The 12,250-nt window shown below is 49.6% G+C and carries 9 protein-coding genes; 5 read left to right on the plus strand and 4 right to left on the minus strand.

Translation table 11 applies throughout. From position 1 onward, the window contains the following. Nucleotides 1-116: 116 nt before the first annotated feature. Genes ACFO3I_RS02655 through ACFO3I_RS02665 form a run of 3 tightly spaced genes read right to left on the minus strand, consistent with a single transcriptional unit; the run spans nucleotide 117 to nucleotide 2,202 of the window. A complete protein-coding gene (locus ACFO3I_RS02655; protein ID WP_377331522.1) occupies nucleotides 117-1,211 on the minus strand; it encodes an alpha/beta hydrolase in 1,095 nt (364 codons plus the stop codon). 57 nt (nucleotides 1,212-1,268) lie between these two features. Beyond that, a complete protein-coding gene (locus ACFO3I_RS02660; protein ID WP_377331523.1) occupies nucleotides 1,269-1,793 on the minus strand; it encodes a (R)-mandelonitrile lyase in 525 nt (174 codons plus the stop codon). Nucleotides 1,794-1,839: 46 nt separating this feature from the next. Next, nucleotides 1,840-2,202 carry a cyclophilin-like fold protein gene (locus tag ACFO3I_RS02665; protein WP_377331525.1) on the minus strand — a complete coding sequence of 121 codons (363 nt, stop codon included), beginning with the start codon at nucleotides 2,200-2,202 and terminating at the stop codon, nucleotides 1,840-1,842. Between the two features lie 187 nt (nucleotides 2,203-2,389). Here ACFO3I_RS02665 and ACFO3I_RS02670 point away from each other — a divergent pair, with 187 nt between their 5' ends. Continuing rightward, on the plus strand, nucleotides 2,390-3,292 hold the full coding sequence (locus tag ACFO3I_RS02670; RefSeq protein ID WP_377331527.1) for a LysR family transcriptional regulator: 903 nt from the start codon (nucleotides 2,390-2,392) through the stop codon (nucleotides 3,290-3,292). Between the two features lie 55 nt (nucleotides 3,293-3,347). Here ACFO3I_RS02670 and ACFO3I_RS02675 read toward each other — a convergent pair whose 3' ends face one another. Further along, nucleotides 3,348-4,397 carry an NAD(P)-dependent alcohol dehydrogenase gene (locus ACFO3I_RS02675; RefSeq protein WP_377331528.1) on the minus strand — a complete coding sequence of 350 codons (1,050 nt, stop codon included), beginning with the start codon at nucleotides 4,395-4,397 and terminating at the stop codon, nucleotides 3,348-3,350. A 231-nt stretch (nucleotides 4,398-4,628) separates the two neighbouring features. Here ACFO3I_RS02675 and ACFO3I_RS02680 point away from each other — a divergent pair, with 231 nt between their 5' ends. From ACFO3I_RS02680 to ACFO3I_RS02695, 4 genes are all read left to right on the plus strand, one after another. Continuing rightward, on the plus strand, nucleotides 4,629-5,516 hold the full coding sequence (locus ACFO3I_RS02680; protein WP_377331529.1) for a LysR family transcriptional regulator: 888 nt from the start codon (nucleotides 4,629-4,631) through the stop codon (nucleotides 5,514-5,516). Between the two features lie 448 nt (nucleotides 5,517-5,964). Further along, the gene (locus tag ACFO3I_RS02685; protein WP_377331530.1) at nucleotides 5,965-7,122 is read left to right on the plus strand and encodes a DUF4236 domain-containing protein; all 1,158 of its coding nucleotides are present in this window, start codon (nucleotides 5,965-5,967) and stop codon (nucleotides 7,120-7,122) included. Nucleotides 7,123-7,372: 250 nt separating this feature from the next. Next, nucleotides 7,373-10,627, plus strand: a complete 3,255-nt coding sequence (locus tag ACFO3I_RS02690) for a sacsin N-terminal ATP-binding-like domain-containing protein (RefSeq protein WP_377331532.1) — start codon at nucleotides 7,373-7,375, stop codon at nucleotides 10,625-10,627. Nucleotides 10,628-11,203: 576 nt separating this feature from the next. Next, nucleotides 11,204-12,145 carry an Abi family protein gene (locus ACFO3I_RS02695; RefSeq protein WP_377331534.1) on the plus strand — a complete coding sequence of 314 codons (942 nt, stop codon included), beginning with the start codon at nucleotides 11,204-11,206 and terminating at the stop codon, nucleotides 12,143-12,145. Nucleotides 12,146-12,250 lie beyond the last annotated feature (105 nt).

Consider the following 12,250-nt stretch of genomic DNA (forward strand, 5'->3'; position numbering starts at 1 on the left):
CGAGGAATACAACAAGGTTCAACAGCTGATCTGCCGGCCCCGCAACACGCAGTTGGCATGGGCGGCCTGACAAAGCGGAAAATGGGTGGTGGCGCAGTAACGCCACCACCACTGTCTTAAGCTAAATGAGTTTTAAAGAAACTGCTCAGCTTATCAAAGGGGATTTTGTCCATTTGATCGTATAAATCCACATGGTTAGCACCAGGGATAATCAGCAGCTCTTTTGGTTCCGCCGCCGCCGCATAGGCCGTTTCACTGAAATAGCGCGAATGCGCTTTTTCGCCGTGAATGATCAGGGCTGGCCGTGGCGAAATTTCATCGATGTAACTCAGCAATGGCATATTCATAAAGGACAGCGGAGTGGTTAAGGTCCAGGACGCATTGGAATTAATCGCCCTTGGGTGAAAACCACGCTGCTTCGATTTGTAGTAGCCGGCATATTCCTGCACAAACAGCGGTTCGCCGCCTTTTAATTCCAGCGACACCGGGCCTACTGCAGGCTGACCTTTTTCAGCATCCAGCCAGCGCTGCTGACTCATTTGCTCCAGCGCCGCAGTGCGCTGCTCTTTGGTCGTGCTGTCGTTATAGCCCTTGGACATCACTCGGGTCATGTCGTACATAGTGCTGGTGGCGACCGCTTTGATGCGTTTGTCCACTGAAGCGGCGTTCAGCGCCATGCCACCCCAACCACAAATCCCAATAATACCAATGCGGTTACGGTCGACTGTTGGCAACAAGCCCAGATAGTCTACGGCGGCACTGAAGTCTTCGGTATTGATATCAGGTGACGCTACATGACGGGGTTCGCCGCCACTTTCGCCGGTGTACGACGGATCAAAGGCCAGTGTAATAAAACCACGCTCAGCCATGGTTTGGGCGTACAGACCAGACGATTGCTCTTTCACGGCGCCAAACGGGCCGCTGATGGCTAATGCCGCCTGCTTGCCGCTGGCATTTTTTGGCAGATACAAATCAGCAGCTAAGGTAATGCCATAGCGGTTGGTGAAGCTGACTTTTTTGTGGTCCACTTTGTCACTTTTGGCAAAGGTTTTATCCCAGTCACTGCCGAGCGTTAACGCAGCGCCTTGTGCCTGCGCCTGAGCACTCAGTGCTGAGCCGACACCAAGAGCAACTAAGCCTGCGCCTGTCATTTTCAGCAGGGTACGGCGTGTGTTATCTGGGGCGGCGGTGTTCTGTGATTGATTGCTCATCTCTGTCTCCAAAATGTTACTGATTCATTGTGTATGCGGCCGGATCCCGGCGCGGCGCTACTGTTCGTTGTTGATGTCTCGGGCGCCGCTGTACTCTGCGTCACTGACCTTTTCCAGCCAGACCACATTGCGGCCTTCTTCGTCTTGTCCTGTCACCACTAAATGGGTCATCGCAGAGTCGGCTGCGGCACCATGCCAGTGTTTGACACCAGGTGGACACCACACCACATCCCCCACCTTAATTTGTGTGACCGGCTGACCCCATTGCTGGGTATACCCCACACCTTGGGTGACAATAATGTGCTGACCCTTCGGATGGGTATGCCAGGCCGTTCTGGCACCGGCTTCAAAGGTGACATAAGCGCCAGACGCGTTAATCTCTGCGGTACCAGGAAACAGTGGTGCTATTTGAGCTGTTCCGGTAAACAGCTGCTGCGGGCCTTGCATGCCTGGCTGCGAGCCCTGAGGACGAACCTGCTGCGCCTGCACTGTGGGTTCGCTTTGAGCGCTCGCAGCGTCCATCGCAAAACCGGCTGAGGATAAAGCCGCGGTATACAGGGCTGATTTCATTAAGGTGGTCATAGTTCCTCCTGCAGAATTTAATCGGTGATGTGTTGGCACCTGGCCACTAACGCTGTGACGCAATCACTTCGATGGTCACTTTCTGAGAACCAGAAAACTTCAGGTGTTCTGCGCCCTGGATGATGCGGCCGAGCGACACCAAACCGCTGGCATAGCCAAAATCCCGATAAAAAATAGCCAGATTGCCCCAGGGCGCGTAGTAGGTAATGTCTCCCACAGACGGCTCATACCCGGCGGCAGCACCAGCGGTGGATAACTTTTTTGGCAAGTCGGCAATTTTCTCCGTGGAGGCGTAATCACTCAGCTCCAGCGTTAAAGGCAGCATCTGCACAAAGTCGCGGCTGGCCGCGCTGTCTGTCAGAGTGGCAGTCATCGACTTTCCTGCCACGCTTAAACGTATCGTTGTCATCTGTTGCATCTCCAAAGCGGTCTGCGCTTACAGGCCGGTCATTTAATGAGCACCAAGATACGCCTCAGAGGTTTGAGCAACAAGGCACAGCCGCTCATTGCAACAATGAATTCAATTCATTCAACTAAGTAAAATATTGCTATAAAATAGGTTTATTGCAGAAACCTATGCTTTGGGATCATTGATTATGCGTGAAGAGTTAAATGATCTGGTGGTCTTTATGACGGTGGCGGAAGAGCATAGTTTTACCCGTGCCGCGGTGCGGCTGAACTTGTCGCAATCCGCCATCAGTTACGCCATCCGGCGGCTGGAAGAAAGCATTGGCATTAAACTGCTGAACCGAACGTCCAGGAAAGTCTCCACCACAGATGCCGGCGAAAAGCTGCTGGCCAGCCTCAAACCCGGGTTCTCCATGATCCAGTCACGGATTGAAGAACTGCGTGAGCTGGGCGATGCTCCGCGTGGCCTGGTGCGCATTGCCGCCAGCAAACCAGCCGTACGCACCCTGCTGTGGCCTGTATTGTCGCAAATAGCCCGCGACTACCCCGAAGTACAAATTGAGTTGAACCTGGAAAGCCGGCTGACGGATCTGGCGGAAGACCGTTTTGATGCGGGCGTTCGCCTGCGTGAGTTTGTCAGCCCGGACATGAATGCGGTGAAAATAGGCCCGGCGATCCGAATGGCAGCGGTTGGAACACCCGACTACTTCCGCCAACGCGGCGTGCCTCTGCATCCTGCCGATTTAGATCAACATGCCTGCCTGGTCATGCGGTTTCATGCCCATGGCGCCATTTACGACTGGGAGTTTGAAAAGGATGGCCAGGCGCTGGTGAAAAAAGTGCCCTGCCAGTTTATTTTCAGCGAAAGCGATATTTGCATCGAAGCCGCCAAAGCCGGCCACGGCATTGCCTTTGTCACTGAACCTGAAGTCGCCGCAGATATTGAAAACGGCACCCTGCGCCGGGTACTGGCGGACTGGTGCCCGCCTTTTGATGGCTATTACCTGTGTTATTCCGGCCGCAGAAACATCAGCTCCGCCTTTCGGCTGGTGATTGACCGGCTGAAAAACTCTCCGCTGGCCAATGAATAACGATCTGCTGCAGGCAGGCACAGCTTATGACTGCGCCTGCCTGGCTGAATGCGTCTTAAGCCAGATTTAATGACGACATATCAATCACAAAACGGTGCGCCAAATCGCCTTTTTCCAGACGGCGGAAGGCGTCGTTAATCTGGTCCATGCGGATCATTTCACAGTCCGGGTACACATTGTGCTCAGCACAGAAGTTCAGCACTTCCTGCGTTTCGGCAATACCACCAATCAGTGAACCGGCAATACGACGGCGGCCAAACACCAGCGGCACGCTCATCAGCTCTTCCAGCGGACCGACCTGACCTACCACCACCAGCGTACCGTCAATGTCGAGCAATGGCGCGTACACACTGACATCGTGTTTCACCGGTGCGGTGTCGATAATCAAGTCAAAAGAACTGGCAGCTGCCGCCATAGCTGCAGGGTCGGATGACGCCAGAATGCCTTTGGCGCCCATGGCTTTCGATTCTGCTTCTTTGCTGGTTGAGCGGCTGATCGCAGTCACTTCTGCGCCCATTGCATGCGCAAGTTTTACCGCCATATGGCCCAGACCACCCAAGCCAATCACACCAACCCGGCTGCCTTTTTTCACACCCCAGGTCCGCAGTGGCGAATAGGTCGTAATACCGGCACACAAAATAGGAGCGGCTTTGGCTAAATCCATGTTGTCTGGAATTTGCAGTACAAACTCTTCGCGCACCACAATGTGCTTGGAGTAACCGCCTTGCGTGGTGGTGCCGTCAATGCGGTCCGGTGCACCGTACGTCGGGGTCATACCAACCCGGCAGAACTGCTCTTCGCCATGATGACACTGGTCGCAGTGCTGGCAGCTGTCAACCATGCAGCCTACCGCCACTTTGTCACCCGTTTTATAACGGGTGACACCAGGCCCGACTGACGTCACAACACCAACAATCTCATGACCCGGCACCAATGGATAAGGCTGCGGGCCCCAGTCGCCATTCACTGTATGTAAGTCTGAGTGACACACGCCACAGTACAGAATCTCAATAGCAACGTCGTTTGAGCGCAGCGCGCGGCGTTCGAAGTGAAACGGAGCCATCACTGCATCCGCTGAATGAGCGGCGTATCCAATTGTTTTCATAAAAAGTCATTCCTGTAGAGGTTTGATAGTGAGAAGTTTTTCGACTGAATGCGTTACCACTGCGCCCTGCGTCATCCTGCGCAGCAGCACCAGTATAGAATGCCGTAGAAGCCAGGCATTACGCCGGATTGAGTTGATCAAGGGGTGATATTGTTTCAGGACTTGACTAATCAGACTAGCTAACGAATTCTAATAGCGCTTTTAAGTCTTACTTAAAAATAACGAGGATCTATGGCGCGGCGTAATCTGAATGAATTGCAGTATTTTGTCACTGTCGCCCGCGAAGGCAGCTTCACCAAAGCGGCAGCACAACTTGGCATTACCCCTTCAGCACTCAGCCAGGTGATCAGTGCGCTGGAAGCACAGCTGGGGATCCGGCTGCTGAACCGGACCACCCGCAGTGTGCGGCCAACAGACGCAGGCGAACGCCTGATGAACAGCCTCGGCAGCCGCTTTGATGAAATTGACCACGAACTGGAAATGCTGTCGGCACTGCGCGACAAACCGGCGGGCACAGTGCGGATCACCTGCGCCGATTTCATTTTGCAGCAGACGCTGCTGCCCAAGCTCACGCCGCTGCTGCAGCAATACCCGGACATTCAGATTGAATTTGATGTGTATTATGGCTTTCGTGACATTGTGGCCGAGCGGTTTGATGCTGGCATTCGTTTGGGCGGCACCATAGACAAAGACATGGTGGCGATCCCGATCAGCGCCGGACTGAGAATGGCCGCCGTCGCTACCCCAGACTACTTCCATAAACATGGCGAACCGGCCACCCCAAAAGACCTGATGCAACACAACTGCATCAATATCCGCTTTCCAACCCACGGTGGTTTGTATGTCTGGGAGTTTGAGAAAAACGGCGTACCACAGAATGTGCATGTGACAGGCCAGCTGGTCTTTAACAGCACTCCACACATAGTGCAGGCCGCGCTGCAAGGGCTCGGCATTGCCTTTCTGCCAGAAGATGAGTTTGCCCCTTACCTTGCTCAGGGCCTGCTGCAACGAACCCTGACCGACTGGTGCCAGCCGTTCGACGGCTTCTACCTGTACTACCCCAGCAGAAAACAGCCATCTCCGGCATTTTCGATGGTGATCGATGCACTAAGACTGTAGTCAGCGCACACCTTAACCTCTCACTTCAGTAGTTTTAAGATGAGAAAAAACCCTGCAGTTGCAGGGTTTTTAGCGAAAACAATCAAAATGGAAGCACTTACCTTTCACCAGAAAATAACGCACAAACCATTGAATGAATGGAGTTTAAGGCGAAAACAACGCAATTTATGGAAAAAGTATAACGTATCGGTGTTAAAACTGATTTTACGTTACATTTTGCCATTTTTCGCCTTGAATCATTGTAGCAACACAACGAATCACTAATATCTATCTGATTTTAAATCACAATTTCAATTGTTAATTATTTGTTTTATTTCAAATCCCAGTAATATCGCCTTCAGAGCATCCATTTCGTCATTTCTGATTGAATTCATCGCTGTACCGATATAGCGTAAATGAACCAACGATAAACTGATTTGTTTTTTTTAACCTGGAGACCTTTTTATCCATGAGCTGGCGATTCAGAAAATCTTTCAGTCCCCTCCCAGGAGTCCGTATCACCCTATCTCCAAGCGGCGTATCAACCTCTGTAGGAGCCGGACCATTCAGGACAACAATTGGCCCCCGCGGGACTTCTGTGACGGCAAGGATTCCAGGCACGGGACTGTCTTACAGACACACGATCAGCCCAAATTCAAATCATCAGAGCAGTCAGAGTCATCAGCAAGACGACGTTGGTAACCATGTACTGCCTGGCATAGATGCAAATGAGCTGGACGACATTAAAAGCGCAGGCTCCCGGTCATTAACGACACCCGGTCTCACCGAATTCAAACGGCTTCTCGAATCCGCATCAAGTGAACACCGGATAATTGTCTCAGAACTTGGCAAAGCCAAATCAGAGGAATCAATCACCGTTGGTCGGTATACCAGTTGGCACAATGGATGGCTGAGACGAAAACTGTTTCCAAACAAATTTGAACAACTCAGAGTTATCGCCGAAGAGTCCACCGACAAGCGGGTCGAGCTGGAGGAACAAGAACAGCTGGCAAGATTACAAACTCAAATCGATATACCTGAGCATGTTGCCCACTCATACAACCAGCTGATAGATGAATTTTCTATGTTGGCTCATAGTGATCGGATATGGGACACCATCGGCCAGCGAGCAACAAACAGGGTCGTGGAACGGACGATGGCCACCCGTGTTATCGATCGCAACCCTGTAAATTTTGAGCTTGGGCAATGTGAGATTATTGAATCTGATTGGACGGTCCCCCACCTGGAAAATGCCAATGGTGGAGATCTCTACTTATATCCAGCGTTCGTACTGTATTTCGTTACAGCGGACAGCTTCGCGTTGTTGGAATACAAAGACCTAACAGTTACCTTTGATTTATCCAATTTTATCGAAGAAGAGATCATCCCTTATGATGCGAAAACCGTTGGGCACACCTGGGCCAAGGTGAATAAAGACGGCTCGCCGGATAGGCGGTTCAAAGACAATTATCAGATCCCCATTGCCGAATACGGCAGAATCGCCATCAAATCAAAAACGGGCTTGAATGAAGAGTACCTCATCAGTAACGCTGACAAGGCCAAATCATTTTATGGGACATGGCGAAATTTCTTTCAGGCGGTGCACTCAACAAGCCAAAGAGCATGAAAAGACACAGTCATCACCGGTTGAGCTCAGGCAACTTTGCGATTTCTTTTATTTTGTTGCAGCCTAATACTACCAACAGAGAACTAATATGTTGTCAGACAAGTTTGGGTCAGAGACAAGTCACTTCAAAAAAGTGTGATTGTTAGCAACAAATATCCAATATGAAGTGATATCAGGATTTACGATTACCTTAAACAGATGTGGGCAAACGTGGCATCCACATCGGATGATTAACCCAAAAGGAAGTGGCATGACATCGAACTATGAAGCAATTTGCGAGGAAAACAGAGAGAGTTATGGAACCAAAGGTGCTCAGAAATCTGGAAAATTGGCCGCGGGACTATACGACGACCGAACACATTTCATCTTCGAGCTTCTGCAAAACGCTGAAGACGCTCTGGGTAGGCGGGCCGACTGGCAAGGCTCGCGCAGGGTTACATTTACCCTCAGCTCTACACGCCTAATTCTTTCACACTTCGGCAAGCCTTTTAGCGAGGCCGACGTTAAAAGCGTTTGTGATATCGCAGAGAGCACCAAGAACGAATCATCTATTGGTCGCTTCGGACTGGGGTTCAAATCCGTCTACACCGTCACCGATCTCCCAGAGATTCACTCCGGCGACGAAGACTTTGCTATCGAAAATTATGTTTTCCCTAAGAGACTGGTTCGCTCAATACGCGCTGCGGACGAGACCCAAATAATCCTTCCGCTTAAGCCAGAAGACGAAAGTGCAGAGCAAGACATCAAGGTAGGATTGCACAACTTGGGCCCCGGAGCGCTGCTATTTCTGCGCCAGATTGACGAGATCAACTGGAGTGTCGAGGGTGGCGCATCAGGGTTCTACATGCGCAATATACCAGAATCTCTCGGGCGAAATGTCCAACGTATTACTGTGATTGGTAAAGAAGATAACCAACCTGAGATTGATCAGAACTGGCTGGTATTCCACCGAGACGTGTTTTCTGGAATGGGACAGAAAGTTGGAAGGGTGGAGATCGCTTTTTGTCTGGTTACATCGAAAGATAATCCAGATCGTTGGACGGTACAACCGATTGCCAAGTCACCAATGGTGGTTTTTTTTCCAACAGTAGTTGAGAGCCACCTTGGCTTTCTTGTCCAAGGACCGTACCGTACAACGCCGAGTCGCGACAACATTCCGCCGGGCGATCCATGGAATCAACATTTGGTCACAGAGACGTCCCGCTTGCTAGTCGAGGCTATGCGGTGGATGCGAGGCAACTCAATGCTGGATGTCGAAGCATTGCGCTGCCTGCCGTTTGACGGCGAGAAATTTCCACAGGATTCACGATTCGCACCGATGTTTGATGCAGTCCGGAAAGCGTTTCAAGACGAGGATCTGCTTCCAACCTTCGATAACAGGCATGTCAATGCTAAACAAGCCAAGCTGGCGCGCACACAAGAATTGCGCGAGCTGTTGAGCCCAGAGCAGGTTGCAACCCTCTTTGGTTCGGAGGTCGCTGTTTGGCTGTCGGGAGATATTACACAAGACAAAGCCCCCGACATTCGCCAGTACCTGATGCGCCAGCTTGAGATTGAAGAGATAACGCCAATCAAGTTGGTACCGAGCCTGACAAAAACGTTCCTAGAAGCCCAATCAGATGCTTGGATACTCCGGCTATACGAGTTTTTGAATGGCCAGGAAAATGCTCTGCGTCGCTATCTGGAGACTGTTCCGCTTATTCGCCTCGATGATGGTACGCATGTCGTCGCGCGCGCGAATGGAGAGGCGAAGGCTTTTCTCCCCAGCAGCATCTCAACCGGGTTCCCTACTGTCCGTCGTTCAGTTTGCACAACATCAGAGGCTCGCGCTTTCCTCACCTCATTGAAAATCACTGAACCAGATCCAGTGGATGACATCATTCGAAACATCCTGCCGAAATATCGGCAGGAAATATTAAATTTGGAAGATGATGTTTACGCTAACGATATCGAACGAATCTGTACAGCTTTTAGAACCGACTCAGCGAACCAAAAAGAGAAACTCCGCACAGCTTTGCGAGACACATCTTTTGTGATGTCGATCCATACAGCTGACGGTGAGCGAATCAGAGCGCAGCCTGAGCAGATATACATCGCAACGGATCGTTTGAAACAGCTATTTGCCGGTGTGAAAGGTGTCTTCATCGTTGATGATAATTACGGCTGCCTGCGAGGCGAGAACGTACGTGATCTTTTAGAGTCATGTGGCGCATTACGTTATCCACGTCCGATCAAAGATCCAATGAGTTTAACTTCTGAGCAGATGCTGTATTTGCGCCGAAAAACCGGTTACGAAGACACTTCAGGAATAAACGATCGAGTGATCGACTGGTCGCTTCAAGGGTTTGATGCTCTCATCGAACTCTTGCCAAAATTGCCCTTAGAACAACGAGCTGAGCGCGGACGCTTGATCTGGGAGAGTCTCGGCGACTTGGCGGAGCGTCGCGGGCAAAGTATCTTTTATGGTTCGTACACATGGACCCACCACGGTGAACGCAAGACGCCACCATTTCCTGCGGCTTTCATACGTAACATCACAACCGCAGCTTGGGTGCTCAATACTAACAACGAACTCGTACCGCCTAGTCTTGTGGTATTCGACACCCTTAATTGGAAACCCAATCCTTTCCTGTTAACCCAAATCATGTTCAAGCCCCCACTCATAGATCAGCTAGCGAAAGAAGCCGGGATTGATCCTGCCGCGCTCGATCTGCTGCGTAAGCTCGGTATCACAAATGTAGCTGACTTGACTGCTAGGCTCGGTATCATTGAACAGCAAACAAAGACCGAGACTCCTGAAGCAGAGGCCAATATGGCATCCGACATAGAGCAAGGAAGTGATGACACGCCAGACATGAATCAGGAAGCTCCAGCCCCTAATACAGACAATAACGAGCCAGGTAACCGTGGCCCCGGTAGCCAAGGCGGAACTCGGTCTGGTTGGTCAGGCTATAGCGGTCCTTCAAGTGGCGGTGGAAAAGGTAACGGAACAGGTGGAGGAGGTCAGGGAGAGCGGAAATCAGGCTCGGTCGGTGGCAAGCCATTTATCTCTTATATCGGTACCCATCCTGACGATGAAGATAGCGACCCCGATGGCCTCGACCACGCAGCTCGAATGCAAATCGAGGAACAAGCCATCTCGTTGATCATTCAACAGGAACCGACGCTACAACGTACACAGAAGGGCAACCCAGGCTTTGATCTATTCGAAACAAATGATAGCGGACAACAAGTACGGTGGGTCGAGGTCAAGTCGATGACAGGTAGTCTGTTAAACCGTCCAGTCGGTGTATCCCACACACAATTCGACTTCGCAAGCAAAAAAGGTGACGCCTTTTGGCTATACATCGTAGAGCATGCAACAACTCCGGAAAAAGCCAGGGTGCTGCGGATTCAGAACCCAACAGCCCATGCTCGGACATTTACGTTCGACCATGGATGGAGTCAAATTGCCCTAACTGAACCACCAAAAGGAACAAAACTGAATACCGAAAACCATGCCTAAACAACCGGCTCTCCATCGGTACGACAACACAAGCAGCATAAACAAACAGAAACCTCAGCAATTGTTGAGTTTGAAAGCTTGAATGAAGTTCGGGAGCGCACAGAACACTGGATGCGGGAATACAACGAAGAGCAGAGACGGAAAACTCTAATTTAGGCTGCCACTAAAAACGGGATGTTTACCAGTGCATTCCGTTGTATCAGCAGACTGTATCGAGTATGCCTTGATACCGGCTCAGAACCAAGCATTGGAAATCCCGGCAACTCTGTTGTTGTGTAACCTCACAACACCTAGATACTCACGTTAAAGTGCAAATAAAATCAGCGCCAAGATCGGCGAAATTGAATGGCACACGCACGTTTGATCGCAATGACCAATTTAAATTGTGAAATGCCAGTAGGTAAATGAATAGGGTCTAATAAATGGAAAACCCCGGCTCTATGTCCGGGGTGAAAACTCTAGGTCTTTGTTGAAAGTCTTATCAGTTTACTGAAATTGGAGCAGACAACCAACCTGTTGGAAAGTATGATGGGTTTTGACAGATTCGTCAACTCTTAAAGCAAAGGATGTCCAAGGATGAGTAGGATTGTAGTTTACCCTGCACACATCAAAACAGATTTGATTACACACGGAAGATTGCAGAGCTATTTAAACACATTTCAAGTGAACGATGATCGTGATCTGCTCGGTGTTTACCTGTGGAACAAACACATTTGTTCAACAATTTATCCTTTGTTGGCTGCTGCTGAAATTTCATTAAGAAATTCAATTGATTCAGCGCTAACAAAAAAAATGGGGAATGCGTGGTGGACGGGGGCAAAACTTCAATTCAGTTCATACAATCCAACTCAACCTACACCGCATTCAGTTAAGGTTGTCAAAGATAACTTTCAAAAAGCATTCCATCAAGCCAAACGTGATATGCGTTCACGCTACAACTCACATGCAAAACCTTCACACAGCCAAATTGTTGCGAATACTGACTTGTCTACTTGGGAACACATTTTCGACGGGGAATTTTTTGGTCAGGTGACTAAGCCAAATGGAGTAGTAACCCCATTGATTTGGCCATCAAACTTAGGGTCTGTGTTCAGAGGCACTTGGCCAATGACATCAACGTCAAACTTTCTGCATTATGTGAAAGATCTTGTTAAAACTGTTAGAGAATTCAGGAATCGAGTTTCACATAATGAACCGATATGGAAAAAATACGGAATTACTAATGAACAACAAGCAATCACGTATCTACATGAAAAAATATCAAAAATTGACGAGTTAATTACATTAATTTGCCCTCAAAAACGTGCGATATTAGCGCAGCAAAATTTATTTGAGAACGCCTACAGGGCTGCATCTATTGCAGAAATTCGAAGGTTTCAAGGCCGTGAAGGGATTCACAAAGTTACATCGATTCGTAAGTTCAGAAAATTACTAAAAGAAAGTCATGGAGTCGAGAATAAGAGCGTTATGATAAAGAACGGAAAAAGCAGTATAGCAATACTGACTCTCGCCCCGTGAAAATGGAATAGATTGCATGATCCGTAGACTCCGTTTCAAAATGTCAGATGTCTACGAACCTCCTAGTCAAAAGTACATTATTCGCTATCGTGATTAATACATATT

It is taken from the genome of Rheinheimera marina, from assembly GCF_042654345.1.
GTDB lineage: Bacteria > Pseudomonadota > Gammaproteobacteria > Enterobacterales > Alteromonadaceae > Pararheinheimera > Pararheinheimera marina.